Consider the following 15,674-nt stretch of genomic DNA (forward strand, 5'->3'; position numbering starts at 1 on the left):
AACGGAAAATCAGGCGGGAAGGCGGAAGCGGGCGGCGTGGCTGCCGATCTCGTGGACGTCGAACACCCCGACGCCGAGCCCCGCCATGGCGTCCATGACGCCGTCGAGCGAGACCGCGCCGGGGGCCGAGACCAGCAGGTTGAGGCCCGACTCGTCGCCGGCGCTGCTCTCCACGGTCGCGCCCATCCGGGCCAGCGCCGGCTGCAGCCCCTCGCGCCAGCGCTCGACGCCGAGCGCATAGAGCACGATGTCGCGCACGGCCGCGTCCTCGATCGGCTTGGAAATGCAATAGACCGGCATGCCGGCGGGGTGCTGCGGCCGCTCCACGAAGGGCAGGCGCGCGATGATCTTGGGGCGGTCGGGCCCGGCCAGCGCGGTCCACCACGCGCCGGCGGCGCGGCCGGGCTCGGCCCGGAACACGCCGAGGTCGCCGGCCGAATGCGCCACGGCGTCAATCACCGCCTTGGCGCTGTCATGCGGCATGTACGGAACCGTGAAGCCGAAATGGAAACGGCACGTGTCGCGCATCGGCGCGTCGCCGCCCGAAATGTCGGCGTGCACTGCGTAGGGCGCCTGCACATAGGTGAAGGTCGACACGATGATGCGCCAGATGCTCTCCACCGTGTCGAACGGCAGCGTGCCCTTGTGGCGTTCGGCCAGCACCCGCATCTGCGACGCCTCGCGGCCGGGCCGGAAGGCCGAGCCGGAGACCTGCGTCTTCTTCACCTGGATCAGCGTGTCGATGATGCGCCCGCGCTCCATCAGGAGCTCGTGCATCCCCGCGTCGATACGGTCGATCTCGCGGCGAAGATCGTCCAGCGTCAGTTTCGGGGCGTCTGCCATGGCTGCGATCCGGCGCGACCGGCCGTCCGCCGTCGCGAGGGCGCAGTCATAGAGCAAAAAAGGCCCGCGTGGGAACGGGGCGGCGCGCAGAAAAGCGCCGGCGAGGCGCGCCTGCCGCCGGCTACTTCGGCAGCACGTAGATGAACAGCTCGAGTTCGGCGTCGCCGGCGTTCTGGCCCTGGTTGACGTATTCCTCGGTGAAATTGTCCTTCACCTCGATCCCCTTGGCGTCCAGATAGGCCGAGATCGCCTCATAGGTGCTGTCGATGTCGTCATACGGCGCCTTGTGGACGAACCGGATGGCGCGCCCGGCGGGCGTCTGGCCGAACTGGACGTCGGGCGCCAGCTCGGGCGGCCGGGACGCCGGGGCGGCCTCGATCGGCAGCTGGGCCTCGAAGCGGAAGCCCATGTCGTCCGTCTCCAGGAAGGTCGCGACCGGATTGCCGGTGATCTTCACGCCGGCCTTGCTCATCTCCGACTGCAGCTTCTCGAAGCTCTGGGTGAGCTTCTCGTAGCCCTCGTCCCACGTCGCCATGCCGCGCGTCACCGCCGAGGGGCGGCTTTCGAGCGTGACTTCGTCCGGCGTGGACGGATCGGCCGGCGCGGGCGCCAGCGTGACGAGGCCGTTCGGCGCAGGAGCGGCCTGGGCCGCCGGAGGCGCGACGGGGGCGGGGGCGGGGGCGGGAGCCGGCGTCGCCGGCGCGGCCGACGGCGGCGCGGGCGTTCCCGGCGGGGGCGGCAGGGGCTGGCTCTCGACGGGGGCCGGGGCGGGCGCGGTCTGCGCCAAAGCGGCGCCGCACAGCGCGGGGCCGGCCGCCAGCGCCGCGAGCGCCGCGACGGCGGCCAGCGAGCCCGCGAAAGCGAGCCTCGGCTTGCCGCGGCCGCCCGACGCTGTTGTGAAGTCACCCGCCATGGCGCTGTCCCATCCTTCGAGGGTCCCGCCCGCGACGCGAATCGCCGGCATGGTCCGTGAGGCACAATAGGCCGACGCCCGAGGCGCGGTCGAGACGCCGGGGCGCCCGGCCTGGTCGGGCCGGACATGCAGCAAAGGGCGCCGGCCGGGCCGGCTTCCCGCGCGGCGACTCGCGTTCGGCCCGCGGATCGTTATATGACGCTGCAGCCCCGCCGCGGCGAGCGGAGGCTGAGCTGCGTCGCACCGCCTCCGCCGTGACGGACCCCACCGATGAGCACCCTGGTCGGCCGCCCCTTCCTGAAGATGAACGGCCTCGGGAACGAGATCGTGGTTCTCGACCTGCGCGGCGCGGCGATCCGGGTGCGTCCGGAGGAGGCCCGGGCCATCGCCCGCGCCCCCGCCTCGCGCTTCGACCAGCTGATGGCGCTGCACGACCCCCGCACCCCCGGGACGGACGCGTTCATGCGCATCTACAACACGGACGGGTCCGAATCCGGCGCCTGCGGCAACGGCACGCGCTGCGTCGCCTGGGCGCTGACGCAGGAGCCCGGCCTCGACGCGCCCAACGGCCGCACCGATCTGCTGCTGGAGACGAAGGCGGGGCTCCTGGCCTGCCGCCGCCAGCCCGGCGCCGACGTGACGGTCGACATGGGCGCGCCGCGCCTGCGCTGGGACGAGATCCCGCTCGCCGAGGAGTTCCGCGACACGACCGGCATCGAGCTGCAGGTCGGCCCGATCGACGCGCCGGTGCTGCACACGCCCTCGGTGGTCAACATGGGCAACCCCCATGCGATCTTCTGGGTCAGCGACATCGAGGCCCACGACCTCGCCCGGGTGGGCCCGCTGCTGGAGAACCACCCAATCTTCCCCGAGCGGGCCAACATCTCCCTCGCGCATGTGACCGCGCGCGACGCCATCGTCCTGAAGGTCTGGGAGCGCGGCGTCGGCCTGACGCGCGCCTGCGGGTCGGCGGCCTGCGCGGCGACGGTGGCGGCCGTCCGCAAGGACCTGACCGGCCGGACCGTGCGGGTGACGCTGCCGGGCGGCGTGCTGACGATCGAATGGCGCGAGAGCGACGGCCATGTGCTGATGACCGGCGCGACCGAGCTGGAGAGCCGCGGGACCTTCGCGCCGGACGTCTTCGCCGGAGCCGCCTGAATGGCCGTCGAGGTCCTCACTTTCGGCTGCCGGCTCAACATCGTCGAATCCGAGACGATGCGCCGCCAGGCCGAGGAGGCCGGGCACGCCGACCTCGTCGTGGTCAACACCTGCGCGGTGACGGCCGAGGCCGCCCGGCAGGCCAGCCAGGCCATCCGCCGCATCAAGCGCGAGAGGCCCGGCGCCCGCATCGTCGCCACCGGCTGCGCCGTTCAGGTGGAGCCCGACCGCTTCGCCGCCATGGCGGAGATCGACCGCGTCGTCGGCAATGTCGAGAAGCTGCAGCCGCGCACCTGGGCGACGCTGGCCGACCCGGCCGCCGACGCGCGGCGCGTGCTGGTGTCCGACGTCATGGCCGAGCGCTCGGCCGGCGGCCGCATGGCGGACGGCTTCGAGGGCCGGACGCGCGCCTTCGTGCAGGTGCAGAACGGCTGCGACCACCGCTGCACCTTCTGCATCATCCCGTTCGGACGCGGGAACTCCCGCTCCGTCCCCCTGGGCGAGGCGCTGGACCAGATCGCGCGCCTCGCTGACGCCGGCTACGCCGAGGTGGTGCTGACCGGCGTCGACATCACCAGCTATGGGGCGGACCTGCCGGGCGCGCCGCGCCTCGGCGCCCTGGTGAAGGCCGCCCTGCGCCGCGCGCCGTCGCTCCAGCGGCTGCGGATCTCCTCGATCGATTCGGTGGAGGCCGACGACGACCTCATGGACGCCATCGCGACCGAGCCGCGGCTGATGCCGCACCTGCATCTGTCGCTGCAGGCCGGCCACGACGTGATCCTGAAGCGGATGAAGCGCCGGCACCGGCGCGACGACGCCATTCGGTTCTGCGAGACGGTGCGGCGGCTGCGCCCGGGCGTCGCGCTGGGGGCCGACCTGATCGCCGGCTTCCCGACCGAGACCGAGGCCATGTTCGAGCGCTCGCTGGCCCTCGTGGACGAATGCGGGCTGACGCAGCTCCACGTCTTCCCGTTCTCGGCCAGGCCCGGAACCCCGGCCGCCCGCATGCCGCAGGTCGACGGCGCCGTCGTCAAGGAGCGGGCCGCCCGCCTGCGCCGCAAGGGCGAGGCCGCGTGGGCCGCCTATCTCGACGCGCAGGTCGGACGCCGGACCCGCGTGCTCGTGGAGCGCAACCGGCTGGGCCGCACCGAGGCGTTCTCGCCAGTGCGCTTCGCCGAGCAGCCCGAGCCGGGCCGCATCATCGACGTGCTGATCGCCGGACGGGACGGACGCGAGCTGCGCGCCGCCTGACGCCTCAGTAGAGCGGCGCCAACCGCGCCACCGGGATCGGCCCCAGATAGGCCTTGCCGCTGTCCAGCCGCAGCGGCAGCGTCACGCCCTTCAGCGCGCCGGTCGCGCCCGGCGGCGGCGGGGCGGCGTCGGCCGGACGCTTGCCGCCCAGCACGCCCGCGATCAGCCCGCCGATGGCGGCCGTGCGGCTGCTGACGCCGAGCGACTGGAGCAGCTCGTCGAGCCCCGTCAGGGTCAGCTCCACCCGGCCCTGGGCGCGGTGCAGCTCGTCCAGCCCCAGGCTGCCGTTCGCGTCGACGCGCTTGCCGCCCTTGAGCAGAGCCAGGCTGGTGACCTGCAGGCGGCCGCCCGCGTCGCGCCAGCGGTCGAGCTCGCGCCGGAAGCCGCCCGCGCCCAGCGGCTCGGCCTTCGTGACGGTGGCCAGCATCGTGGCGTCGGTCGGCTCGCCGCTGTTGAACAGCGCGTCGAGGGCCGGCAGGCGCACGCCGTTGAGGGTGGCGGCGACGTCATAGGCCCCGTCCTCGGCGGGCCTGTCGGGCGTGCGGCGCAGATGCAGCTCGACGGCGCGCGCGCCGGTCTCGATCGCGCCGGCGTCGTTGTTGGCCACCAGCGTCGGGCCGCCCATCTCGACCGAGATGCGCTCCAGGCCGCTGCCCGGCTTGCCGATCACGCTCGCCCGCAGGCTTTCCCAGGCCATCGAGAGCGCGCCGCCGGCGTCGTCGCGCAGCTCGAGCGGGCCGTCGGCCTCCACGATCACGTGGGTGGGCGAATAGACCTGCGCCACGGCCAGCACGCGGCCGATCTGGCCGGCCACGGCCCGGTTCTCGGCCCTGCCCTTGAAGCTCGGCTTGTCGCAGGAGACCTCGATCCGGAACGGGAAGCCGCCGATCCGGCGCGCCGGGCAGGTCCAGTCGCGGCCATGGGCCGCCTCGCGCTGCAGCCATGCGTCGATCTCGCGGTCCGTGCGCCACGACGCGAAGGCCCAGAACCCGCAGGCCGCCGCGCCGGCCGCCGCCAGCAGCGCCGCCGGTCCGAACAGCCGCAGCCGGGACGGCCGCGACCGCGACGGCGGGGAGCCCGAGGGACGCGCGGTCGCCGGGCGCCAGCGCTTGACCTGGTTCATGTCCGTCTCCTTCGCGCCCGCGGCGTCATGCGGGCTGCGGTCAAACGCCAGCGGGCGTGTTCGTTCCGGCCCGCCGGGCCGAAACGCGTTTCGCCGAGTCGCAAGATGGTCTACCTGCTGGCCTCGACCCCGCCAACAGGATGCGAGCGAGAGCGCTGGACGGATGACTGCGGAAACGGGCGATTTGTGGGTGTTCGGCTACGGGTCGCTCATGTGGCGCCCCGGCTTCGACTACGCCGAGCGCGTGATGGGCACCCTGCATGGCTATCACAGGGCCTTGTGCATCTACTCGCACGTGCATCGCGGCACGCCGGACCGGCCCGGCCTGGTCCTGGGCCTCGACCGGGGCGGCGCCTGCCGCGGGGTCGCGTTCCGGGTGGAGGCGGCCGCCGCGGCCGAGACGCTCGCCTATCTGCGGGCGCGCGAGCAGGTCACCATGGTGTACCGGGAGACCACGCACCGCCTGAGGCTGGCGGACGGGCGCGCCGTGCAGGCCATCGCCTATACGGTGAACCGGGGGCACGCCCAATACGCGCCGCGCCTGCCCGAGCCCGACCTGCTCGCCCTCGTCCGGCAGGGGGTCGGCGTCTCGGGCCCCAATCCCGACTATGTGCGCAACACGCACGCGCATCTCCTGGAGCTCGGCATCCGGGACGCGACGCTGGAATGGCTGGCGGAGCGGCTCGCGCCGGAGACCAGCGCCGTCTGAGCGCCGGCGTCGTTCGGCCGCAGGCCGAACGCTCACGCCGCAGGAGGCGGCCCGCCGAGATCGGACGCGGCGGCGGCGCGCGCGGACTCGTCCTCGGCCAGAAGGTGGAGATGCACCTCGTCGGCGTCCCTGAACGGCGCCAGCGCGGCGAGCGGAGCGTCGCCCGCCTCATGCGCGACCGCGCCGGTCACCCGCAATCCTCCGTCGGGAGCGCGCCGGACGGCGAGCGCCACCATGCCGGCGTAGTCGGGCGCAGCCCCGGGCTCATAGGCGGAGACGACGTAGCGGCGGCCGGACCGGCCGCGCCACGCGTGGAAGCGCCGCGCCAGCGGCGTGTCCGCCCCGGCGCGCAGCGCCACATGGCGCGCCGCGCCCGGGCCGGGGCGGTCCTGCGGCGGCTCTGCGGCGCGCGGCGAGATCGGAGGCTGCACGCCCGGGGGCTCGAGCTCGGTCACCATGTCGGATCCTCGTTGAAGAACGAAAGTGGAACAAACCGCCTGCGCGTGTCAAGGGCCGTTGCGCAAACCGCGGCCGAGCGCCGGGGCCGCCTTGCCGCCGGCGGGGCGCCGACCATCTAGGAGGCCATGAACAGGCGAACCCTGATGACGATGGCGACGATTCCGGCGGCGGCCGCGGCCGCGATGGGCCTGATGGGCTTCAGGGCCCGGGCCAACCCCTATTACGCCGGTCCGCCGAGCGATCATTTCGACGGCGTGCGCTTCTTCAACCCGGGCGGGCCCAACACGAAGGGCCTGAAGGAGCTCATCCGCTGGCGCCTGGGCGACGGCAAGGAGGACTGGCCGGCCGCCTTCCCGAGCCCGTTCCGCGACAAGCCGCCGGCGCGCGTCGAGGGCGCGGGCCTGCGCGTCACCCTGATCGGCCATGCGAGCTTTCTGATCCAGACCGCGGGGTTGAACATCCTGGCCGACCCGGTGTGGTCGGAGCGCTGTTCGCCGGTCAGCTTCGCCGGCCCGCGCCGCGTCAACGCGCCGGGCGTGGCGTTCGACGACCTGCCGCCCGTGGACGTCGTGATCGTGACCCATAACCACTACGACCATCTCGACGTGGACACCCTGAAGCGCCTGTCGGCGCGCTTCTCGCCCCGCATCGTGACGCCCCTCGGCAACGACGCCGTGATGCGCGGCGCCGGCGTGGCGGCCGACTACGCCACGCTCGACTGGGGCCAGAACGTCCCCGTCGGAAACGGCGTGGTCCTGCATGCCGAGCAGGCGCTGCACTGGTCGGCGCGGGGCGTGCTGGACCGCCTGAAGGCGCTCTGGGCCGCCTTCGTGATCGAGGGCCCCGCCGGGGCCGTGTACCATATCGGCGACACGGGCTTCGGCGACGGCGCCCATTTCGCGCGGGCGCGCGAGAAGCACGGGCCGCCGCGCCTGGCGCTGCTGCCGATCGGCGCCTATGAGCCGCGCTGGTTCATGCGCGACCAGCACATGAACCCGGACGACGCCGTGAGGGCGCTGCTCGCCTGCGGGGCCGAGCATGCGGTGGGCCATCACTGGGGCACCTTCAAGCTCACCGACGAGGGAATCGAGCGTCCGCCCGCGGCCCTCGCGGAGGCGCTGGCGCGCCACGGCGTGGCGCCGGAGCGGTTCCGGGCCCTGCGTCCGGGCGAGGTCTGGGAGGCCGCGGCGGCGTGAGCCGACCGCATGCGCAAGGTGTTGATACGGCGGCCGGAATACGAATTGACTTGCGGCGGGAAAGAACCCCCGCTACCCGTTTCGTTCTGTTCTCCGAACAATACGGACTGACAGCGGAACGATGCCACGCACCCTCGGGACGCACGCGACGTCATCCCCCGCCCCCAACGAGGCCGACGAACCCTCGAGCCTGGTGGCGCGCTTCGGCGCGGACCAGCCGCTCCATCTCGATTGCGGCGTCGCGCTGTCGCCGCTCACGGTCGCGTACCAGACCTACGGCACCCTGAACGCCGACAAGTCCAACGCGGTGCTGATCTGCCACGCCCTGACGGGCGACCAGCACGTGGCCAACGTGCATCCCCTCACCGGCAAGAACGGCTGGTGGGAGACCATGATCGGCCCCGGCAAGCCGATCGACACCAACCGCTTCTTCGTCATCTGCTCGAACGTGGTCGGCGGCTGCATGGGCACCACCGGCCCGGCGTCGCGCGCGCCGGTCGACGACCGCCCCTACGCCCTGGACTTCCCGGTCGTGACCATCCGGGACATGGTCCGCGCCCAGGCGATGCTGGTGGACCATCTGGGCGTCGACACGCTGTTTTGCGTGGCCGGCGGCTCGATGGGCGGCATGCAGGTGCTGCAATGGGCCGCAAGCTTCCCGCAGCGGGTGTTCTGCGCCCTGCCCATCGCCACCGCGGCCAAGCATTCGGCCCAGAACATCGCCTTCCACGAAGTGGGGCGCCAGGCCATCATGGCCGACCCCGACTGGAAGGCCGGCCGCTACCTGCAGGACGGCGCGCGGCCCGAGAAGGGGCTGGCGGTCGCCCGCATGGCGGCGCACATCACCTATCTGTCGGAGCCCGCCCTGCACCGGAAATTCGGGCGCAAGCTGCAGGACCGCGCCGCCCCGACCTTCTCGTTCGACGCCGATTTCGAGATCGAGAGCTATCTGCGCTACCAGGGCCGCTCCTTCGTCGAGCGCTTCGACGCCAACAGCTACCTCTACCTCACCCGCGCGATGGACTACTTCGACCTCGCCGCCGACTATGACGGCCGACTGGCCCAGGCCTTCCGGGGCTCCAAGACGAAGTTCTGCGTCGTCTCCTTCACGTCCGACTGGCTGTTCCCGACCTCGGATTCGCGCGCCGTCGTGCATGCGCTGAACGCCTCCGGGGCGTCGGTGTCCTTCGTCGAGATCGAGACCGACAAGGGACACGACGCCTTCCTGCTCGACCTGCCGGAGCTGTTCGCCACGACCCGCGGCTTCATCGATTCGGCCGCCCGCGCCCGGGGGCTTCCCGGCCCGGACGGCGCCGGAGCCCGGCATGGCTGACATCCAGTTCCCGACGGGGGCGTCCGCCACCCGCATCGACCTCCTGCTCGTCGCCGGAATGGTGGAGCCCGGCTCCCGCGTGCTCGACGTGGGCTGCGGCGACGGCACGCTCTTGCGCATGCTGCAGGACGGCCGCGACGTCGACGCGCGCGGCATCGAGCTGTCACAGCAGGGCGTCAACGAATGCGTGGCGCGCGGCCTGTCGGTGATCCAGGGCGACGCCGACACCGACCTCGCCGACTACCCCGACGACAGCTTCGACTATGTGATCCTGTCGCAGACCATCCAGGCGACCCGCCGGCCCAAGGTGGTGCTGGAGCACATGCTGCGCATCGGGCGGCGCGCCATCGTGTCCTTCCCGAATTTCGGCCACTGGAAGATCCGGGCCAAGCTCGCGCTCAGCGGCCGCATGCCGGTCACCGAGAACCTGCCGGTGTCGTGGCACGAGACTCCCAACATCCATTTCTGCACGATCCGCGACTTCATCGCGCTGGTGGACGAGATCGGGGCCCAGATCGAGAAGGGCGTGGCGCTGGACGCCGGCGGCAACCAGGTGCGCTTCACCATGCCCTGGTGGGTGTGGAACCTCTTCGGCGAACAGGCCGTGCTGGTGCTCACCCGCGGGCGGTGAGTCGACCCCGCAAACGTCTCGTCATTCCGCGTCGCCCAGCGGGTGCAGGTCCCGCACCAGGCTTTTCAGCCGCTCGTCGATCACGTGCGTGTAGATCTGCGTGGTCGAGATGTCGGCGTGGCCGAGCAGCTGCTGGACGACGCGAAGGTCGGCGCCGTTGTGCAGGAGGTGGCTCGCGAAAGCGTGGCGCAGCACGTGCGGGCTGACCTTGTCGGCCGAGAGCCCGGCCGCCGCAGCGCAGGCCTTGAGGTCGCGCGCGAAGGCCTGGCGGGTCAGGTGGCCGCTCTCGCTGTCGGCGGGGAACAGCCAGGCGCTTGGGGCGCCCAGCGCGCGGTCCCGGGAGCGGGCCTCCTCGCGCAAGGCGACATAGCGGGCGAGGCTCGCCTTGGCGCGGTCGTTCAGCGGCACGAGCCGTTCCTTCCCGCCCTTGCCGCGCACCGTGATGACCGGCTCGCGCACCCGCGCGGCGCTCGCCGGCAGGGCCACGAGTTCGCTGACGCGCAGGCCCGTGCCGTAGAGCGCCTCCAGCAGCGCCGACAGGCGCGCCGCCCGGATGCGCTCGCCCATGGGCCGGCCGGCGTCGTCGACGCCCTCCGCGGCGACGGCCAGCAGGCGGTCGACGTCGTCGATGCTCATCACCTTGGGCAGCGGCCGGCCGCGCTTCGGTCCCGCCAGCGCCACCGTGGGATCGTCGGCGCGGTAGGCCTCGCCATAGAGGAACTTGTGGAGCTGCTTGACGGCCGAGAGCCGCCGCGCCGCCGACGAGGCCTTCAGCCCCCGGGCGGCGAGATCGTCCAGATAGGCCCGGATGGCCTCGGTGGAGGCGTCGAGGGGCCCATGGCCTTCGCTCGCCAGGAACCCGGCGTAGTCCTCCAGGTCGCGCCGGTAGGCGTCGAGCGTGTTGCGGGCGGCGCCGCGTTCGGCCGCCATCATGGCGAGGAAGGATTCGACGGCCGATTCGCCCTGTCCCGCCGGCCTCGCCGCCGCCGCTGCGCGCGGCGTCCGCCGGGGCGCGGCGGGCTGCGACCGCGGGCGTCGGGCGCCTGCGGGCCTCATCGGGGCAGCTTGGAGGCCGGGATCGTCACCGTGATCTCCCGCTGGTCGGGTTCATACAGGGTCGCGAGGGCCAGCATGCCCCCATAGACGCAGCCGGCCAGGATGGCGCAAATCAGCAGGAAACGGAGGATGACGGGCACGGTGGGCTCATCGCGGCGATGTCTCTTTCGACCACGCCCCATGGTTGAACGCAAGAGGCGTGAAATGGCGGTGCGGTCCGTGCTAGAGGAAGCCTGAAGAGCCAGCCGGCTGGGGAACTGAGTTGAGCGTCGTCGCCGAATCCATGGGCATCACTGCAGCGAGCGGCGCCGCCATGGGCCCATCGCCCGTCGAGATCATCCGCAGCGGGCTGGCCGGCCGGTCGATCGTGCTCGTGGGCATGATGGGAGCCGGCAAGAGCTCGGTCGGACGCCGCCTCGCCACCCGCCTGCAGCTGCCCTTCTCGGACGCCGACGTCGAGATCGAGAAGGCCGCCGGCATGACCATCCCGGAGATCTTCGCCAGCCGCGGCGAGGCGGAGTTCCGCGACGGCGAGCGCCGCGTCATCGCCCGGCTGCTGGCCGAGGGGGCCAAGGTCCTGGCCACCGGCGGCGGCGCCTATATGAGCCAGGAGACCCGCGACCGCGTGGCGCGCTCGGGGATCTCGGTCTGGCTCAAGGCCGATTTCGACGTGCTGATGCGGCGCGTGCGCAAGCGGTCCAACCGCCCGCTGCTGAAGAACCCGGATCCGGAGCAGACGCTGAAGCGCCTCATGGACGACCGCTACCCCACTTACGCGCTGGCCGACCTGACCGTCCTGTCGCGCGACGTCCCGCACGAGGTGGTGGTCAACGAGATCATCCAGGAGCTCGCCGAGCGCCTCGGCCAGGAGGGGCCGGCATGAACGCGCCCGCGCACGAGGTCGTCCACGTCCCGCTGGGCGACCGCGCCTATGACATCCGGATCGGGCGCGGGCTGATCGAGCGCGCCGGCGAGGCGATCGCGGCCGTGGCGCCGGGCGCGGCCTGCGCCATCGTGACCGACGACAATCTGGCCCGCGAGCACCTGCCCGCCCTGGAGGCCGCGCTCGAGCGGGCCGGCGTCAGGTCCGCCCGAATCGTGGTCGCCCCCGGCGAGGCCTCGAAGAGCTACGCGGTCTTCGCGACCGTCTGCGACGCCGTGATCGCGGCCCGCATGGAGCGCGGCGACGTGGTCGTGGCGCTCGGCGGCGGCGTGGTGGGCGACCTCGCCGGTTTCGTGGCCGCCGTCGTGCGGCGCGGCATGCGCTTCGTCCAGATCCCCACGAGCCTCCTGGCCCAGGTCGATTCCTCCGTGGGAGGAAAGACCGGCGTCAACTCGCCCCACGGCAAGAACCTGGTCGGCGCCTTCCACCAGCCCTCCCTCGTGCTGGCCGACGTCGGCGTGCTGGACACGCTGCCGGTCCGCGAGTTCCGCGCCGGCTACGCCGAGGTGGTCAAATACGGGCTCATCGACGATCCGGGCTTCTTCGCCTGGCTCGAGCAGAACCACCGCGGCGTCTTCGCCGGCGGACCGGAGCGCACGCACGCCATCCGCGTCAGCTGCGCCGCCAAGGCCGCCATGGTGGCGCGCGACGAGCGCGAGGAGGGCGACCGCGCGCTCCTCAATCTGGGCCACACCTTCGCGCACGCCTTCGAGCGCCTCACCGGCTATGACGGCGCGCGCCTCGTCCATGGCGAGGCGGTGGCGATCGGGCTGTGCTGCGCCTACCGCTTCTCGACCCGCCAGGGCCTTTGCGCCGGCCAGGACGCGGGCCGCGTCGAGGGCCACCTGCGCGCGGTCGGGCTGCCGACCCGCATCCGCGACATCCCCGGATGGGCGGACGGCCCGGACGCCGTCCTGGACGCGATGTTCCAGGACAAGAAGGTCAAGCGCGGCGCGCTGACCTTCATCCTGGCGCGCGGCGTCGGACAGAGCTTCATCGCGCGCGGCGTGGAGGCGGATCCGGTTCGCGCCTTCCTTGACGAGGAGCTGGGGAGACCCTGATTCTAGGACCATGGAAAGCATAGAGGTCCAGGCCAATCCCTGGTTCGCCCTCGCCATCGTGATCTTCTGCCTGGCGTTGTCGGCGTTCTTCTCGGGGGCGGAGACGGCGCTGACGGCCGCGTCCCGCGCCCGCATGCATGCGATGCAGCAGCAGGGCGACAAGCGCGCCGCCATCGTCAACAAGCTCCTGATGCTGCGCGAACGCCTGATCGGGGCCATGCTGATCGGCAACAACGTCGTCAATATCGGCGCCTCGGCCTTCACGACGAGCGTTCTGGTGCAGTTCTTCGGCTCGGAGGGCGTCCTCTACGCCACCGTGGTGATGTCGATCCTGGTCGTCGTCTTCGCCGAGGTGCTGCCCAAGACCGTGGCGATCAACAAGCCCGACCAGGCCGCGCTGCTGCTGGCCCGCCCGGTCTCCTGGGTGGTGGCGCTGTTCGGGCCGCTCACCATGGCGATCGAGGCCTTCGTTCGCGCGGTGCTGCGCCTCTTCAAGATCGACATCAGCGAGAACCAGAGCGTCCTGTCGGCCAGCGAGGAGATCCGCGGCACGGTCGAGCTGCTGCACTGGGAGGGCGGCGTCGAGACCGAGGCGCGCCGCATGTTCGGCGGGCTCCTGGACCTGGAGGAGCTCGGCGTCTCCGACGTCATGATCCACCGCACCAAGATGCGGACCATCTCGGCGGACCTCACCTCCGAGGAGATCGTCCGCGAGGTGCTGGCCTCGCCCTATACGCGCCTGCCGCTCTGGTCCGGCACCCCTGAGAACATCATCGGCGTCCTGCACGCCAAGGACCTGCTGCGCGCCCTCGACGCCGTGAAGGGCGAGGCCGCCCGCCTGGACGTGAGGGCCATCGCGCTCGACCCGTGGTTCGTGCCCGACACCACCTCGCTGGCGGACCAGCTCAAGGCGTTCCTGAGCCGCAAGACGCACTTCGCCCTGGTGGTCGACGAATACGGGGAGGTGATGGGCCTGGTGACCCTGGAGGACATCCTCGAGGAGATCGTCGGGGACATCAAGGACGAGCACGACCTCAGCGTGCAGGGCGTCCGTCCGCATGCGGACGGTTCGGTCAGCGTCGACGGATCGGTGCCGGTGCGCGACCTCAACCGCGCCATGGACTGGCGCCTGCCCGACGAGGAGGCCACCACCATCGCGGGCCTCGTCATCCACGAGGCGCAGATCATCCCGGACGCCGGGCAGGTCTTCACCTTCTACGGCTACCGCTTCCAGGTCCTGCGCAAGTCCCGCAACCGCATCACGGCGCTGCGGATCACGCCCGTCAGCCGGCTGAACGCCGCCGAGTAGCGACCGGCTAGCCCGGGCGGCGTAGCGGCCCCGAGGGAACGGCCTGCGACGCGCCGGCGTTGGGGCTGGTCAAGCTCAGGGTGACCCGCACGTGCCGCAGGACCGCATCGACCGTCGACGTTTCGCCGCCGCTCTCGCCAGCGCGGCGGCGCTGGCCGCCGCCCGTCCGGCTCTCGCCCAGACCGCGCCGGCGCAGCCGCCGCAGCCGAGCTTCCGCTTCGAGGACGTGGTGGAGCGCGCCCGCCGGCTCGCGACGGAGCCGTTCCAGTCCGCGCCGCCGGCGCTGCCGGAGGCGCTGGCCTCTCTCGACTACGACGCCTATCGGGATATCCGCTTCCGCCCCGAGAAGGCGCTCCTCGGCGAGGACAGCCCCTTCCGGATGCAGCTCTTCCACCCGGGCTTCCTGTTCAAGCGCCCGGTGACGGTGAACATCGTCAATGGCGGCGTACCGGCGCCGGTGCCCTACTCGGCCTCGCTGTTCGACTACGGCAAGAACAAGTTCGACCGCCCGCTCCCGGTCGGCCTGGGCTTCGCCGGCTTCCGGCTGCATTACCCGCTGAACAGTCCGGACCAGCTGGACGAGCTCGTGGTCTTCCTCGGGGCGAGCTATTTCAGGTTCCTGTCGCGCGGGCAGCGCTACGGCCTGTCCGCCCGCGGTCTCTCGGTCGGCAGCGGCCAGGCGGACGAGGAGTTTCCGTTCTTCCGGGAGTTCTGGGTGGAGCAGCCCGGCAAGGGCGCCGAGTTCGTCGTCCTCTACGCGCTGATGGACGGCGCGTCGGCGACGGGCGCCTACCAGTTCGTGGTGCGGCCGGGCCCGGAAAGCACGGTCGAGGTGCGCAGCACGCTGTTTCCCCGCAAGCCCATCCCGGCGGTCGGCATCGCGCCGCTCACCTCGATGTTCTTCACCAGCGAGAACGATCGCCGCCTGCGCGACGACTTCCGCAACGAGATCCACGACTCCGACGGGCTTCTCGTCCATACGGGCGGCGGCGAATGGATCTGGCGCCCGCTCGCCAACCCGCCCGCCCCGCGCAGCTCCCATTTCATGGACCGCAACCCGCGCGGCTTCGGGCTGCTGCAGCGCGACCGCAACTTCGCCCGCTACGAGGACCTCGAGGCCCGCTACGACCTGCGGCCGAGCTACTGGGTGGAGCCGGGCGGCGACTGGGGCGAAGGCAGCGTCGACCTCGTCGAGCTGAACACCCCGGACGAGACCAACGACAACATCGTCGCGTTCTGGCGGCCGGCCCGTGCCCCGGAGCCCGGAACGCCGCTGGAGCTGACCTATGTGATCCGCTCGCTCGACCAGCGCGACCTGCATCGGGGCGGCAAGGTCACCGGCACGTTCCAGACGGCCTTCTCCGGGCCGCCGCCCGCGGCGGGCGCCTCCAAGCGGCGGTTCCTGGTGGATTTCACGTCCGGCGACCTGCCCTTCTACCTCGCCTCGCCCCGGAGGGTGAGCGTCGTCGTGCAGGCCCAGGGCGGGCGCGTGACCCGGCAGGTGCTGGAGCCCAATCCGGTGACGCAGGGGTTCCGGGCCTATCTGGACGTGGAGGCCGACAAGGGAGCGACGGCCGAGCTCAGGGCCTTCCTGACCGTCGACGGCCACGCCCTGACGGAGACATGGGCCTTCGCCTGGGTCGCCCCCGCCTGACGACGAACGCCCGTCACAGGCGTTCCAAGCTTGAA

The 15,674-nt window shown here is 72.1% G+C and carries 16 protein-coding genes; 10 read left to right on the forward strand and 6 right to left on the reverse strand.

The features are described from left to right. Nucleotides 1-9: 9 nt before the first annotated feature. Together ACYVO7_RS10235 and ACYVO7_RS10240 are read right to left on the reverse strand one after the other, a co-directional pair. Complete coding sequence (locus ACYVO7_RS10235) at nucleotides 10-843, reverse strand: chorismate mutase (protein WP_460449730.1); 834 nt, start codon at nucleotides 841-843, stop codon at nucleotides 10-12. 121 nt (nucleotides 844-964) lie between these two features. Next, on the reverse strand, nucleotides 965-1,756 hold the full coding sequence (locus tag ACYVO7_RS10240; protein WP_460449731.1) for a GyrI-like domain-containing protein: 792 nt from the start codon (nucleotides 1,754-1,756) through the stop codon (nucleotides 965-967). A 270-nt stretch (nucleotides 1,757-2,026) separates the two neighbouring features. On the opposite strand from ACYVO7_RS10240, the gene dapF reads away from it, so the two are divergent. Next, on the forward strand, nucleotides 2,027-2,914 hold the full coding sequence (gene dapF, locus ACYVO7_RS10245) for a diaminopimelate epimerase (RefSeq protein ID WP_460449732.1): 888 nt from the start codon (nucleotides 2,027-2,029) through the stop codon (nucleotides 2,912-2,914). Then, nucleotides 2,915-4,165, forward strand: a complete 1,251-nt coding sequence (mtaB, locus tag ACYVO7_RS10250; RefSeq protein WP_460449733.1) for a tRNA (N(6)-L-threonylcarbamoyladenosine(37)-C(2))-methylthiotransferase MtaB — start codon at nucleotides 2,915-2,917, stop codon at nucleotides 4,163-4,165. Nucleotides 4,166-4,169: 4 nt separating this feature from the next. Here the strand turns inward: mtaB and ACYVO7_RS10255 are convergent, their stop codons facing one another. Then, on the reverse strand, nucleotides 4,170-5,288 hold the full coding sequence (locus ACYVO7_RS10255; protein WP_460449734.1) for a DUF2125 domain-containing protein: 1,119 nt from the start codon (nucleotides 5,286-5,288) through the stop codon (nucleotides 4,170-4,172). A gap of 163 nt (nucleotides 5,289-5,451) precedes the next feature. Between ACYVO7_RS10255 and ACYVO7_RS10260 the strand changes: the two genes are divergently transcribed. Continuing rightward, nucleotides 5,452-5,997: a gamma-glutamylcyclotransferase gene (locus ACYVO7_RS10260; RefSeq protein WP_406855407.1), complete on the forward strand. Its 546-nt coding sequence runs from the start codon at nucleotides 5,452-5,454 to the stop codon at nucleotides 5,995-5,997. 32 nt (nucleotides 5,998-6,029) lie between these two features. Here the strand turns inward: ACYVO7_RS10260 and ACYVO7_RS10265 are convergent, their stop codons facing one another. After that, nucleotides 6,030-6,455 (reverse strand): hypothetical protein, encoded by a 426-nt coding sequence (locus tag ACYVO7_RS10265; RefSeq protein ID WP_460449735.1) that lies wholly within the window; start codon nucleotides 6,453-6,455, stop codon nucleotides 6,030-6,032. Between the two features lie 126 nt (nucleotides 6,456-6,581). Here ACYVO7_RS10265 and ACYVO7_RS10270 point away from each other — a divergent pair, with 126 nt between their 5' ends. The 3 genes from ACYVO7_RS10270 to metW all read left to right on the forward strand — a co-directional run bounded on the left by ACYVO7_RS10270 (nucleotide 6,582) and on the right by metW (nucleotide 9,616). Beyond that, nucleotides 6,582-7,652, forward strand: coding sequence for an MBL fold metallo-hydrolase (locus ACYVO7_RS10270; RefSeq protein ID WP_460449736.1), 1,071 nt, complete (start codon nucleotides 6,582-6,584; stop codon nucleotides 7,650-7,652). 121 nt (nucleotides 7,653-7,773) lie between these two features. Continuing rightward, on the forward strand, nucleotides 7,774-8,985 hold the full coding sequence (gene metX, locus ACYVO7_RS10275; RefSeq protein WP_460449737.1) for a homoserine O-acetyltransferase MetX: 1,212 nt from the start codon (nucleotides 7,774-7,776) through the stop codon (nucleotides 8,983-8,985). Beyond that, on the forward strand, nucleotides 8,978-9,616 hold the full coding sequence (metW, locus tag ACYVO7_RS10280; protein WP_460449738.1) for a methionine biosynthesis protein MetW: 639 nt from the start codon (nucleotides 8,978-8,980) through the stop codon (nucleotides 9,614-9,616). The genes metX and metW overlap by 8 nt, the downstream gene beginning before the upstream one ends. Nucleotides 9,617-9,637: 21 nt before the next feature. Here the strand turns inward: metW and ACYVO7_RS10285 are convergent, their stop codons facing one another. After that, the gene (locus ACYVO7_RS10285) at nucleotides 9,638-10,549 is read right to left on the reverse strand and encodes a site-specific tyrosine recombinase XerD (RefSeq protein ID WP_460449739.1); all 912 of its coding nucleotides are present in this window, start codon (nucleotides 10,547-10,549) and stop codon (nucleotides 9,638-9,640) included. 119 nt (nucleotides 10,550-10,668) lie between these two features. Next, entirely contained in the window at nucleotides 10,669-10,812 is a 144-nt protein-coding gene (locus ACYVO7_RS10290) for a histidine kinase (RefSeq protein ID WP_460449740.1), read from the reverse strand. A gap of 173 nt (nucleotides 10,813-10,985) precedes the next feature. Between ACYVO7_RS10290 and ACYVO7_RS10295 the strand changes: the two genes are divergently transcribed. From ACYVO7_RS10295 to ACYVO7_RS10310, 4 genes are all read left to right on the forward strand, one after another. Next, the gene (locus tag ACYVO7_RS10295; RefSeq protein ID WP_460449968.1) at nucleotides 10,986-11,555 is read left to right on the forward strand and encodes a shikimate kinase; all 570 of its coding nucleotides are present in this window, start codon (nucleotides 10,986-10,988) and stop codon (nucleotides 11,553-11,555) included. Beyond that, nucleotides 11,552-12,676 (forward strand): 3-dehydroquinate synthase, encoded by a 1,125-nt coding sequence (gene aroB, locus ACYVO7_RS10300; protein ID WP_460449741.1) that lies wholly within the window; start codon nucleotides 11,552-11,554, stop codon nucleotides 12,674-12,676. The genes ACYVO7_RS10295 and aroB overlap by 4 nt, the downstream gene beginning before the upstream one ends. A gap of 10 nt (nucleotides 12,677-12,686) precedes the next feature. Next, nucleotides 12,687-13,985 carry an HlyC/CorC family transporter gene (locus ACYVO7_RS10305; RefSeq protein ID WP_460449742.1) on the forward strand — a complete coding sequence of 433 codons (1,299 nt, stop codon included), beginning with the start codon at nucleotides 12,687-12,689 and terminating at the stop codon, nucleotides 13,983-13,985. A 91-nt stretch (nucleotides 13,986-14,076) separates the two neighbouring features. Continuing rightward, nucleotides 14,077-15,639 carry an OpgD/OpgG family glucan biosynthesis protein gene (locus tag ACYVO7_RS10310; protein ID WP_460449743.1) on the forward strand — a complete coding sequence of 521 codons (1,563 nt, stop codon included), beginning with the start codon at nucleotides 14,077-14,079 and terminating at the stop codon, nucleotides 15,637-15,639. The last annotated feature ends 35 nt before the right edge of the window (nucleotides 15,640-15,674 follow it).

Source organism: Alsobacter sp. SYSU BS001988, assembly GCF_054796215.1.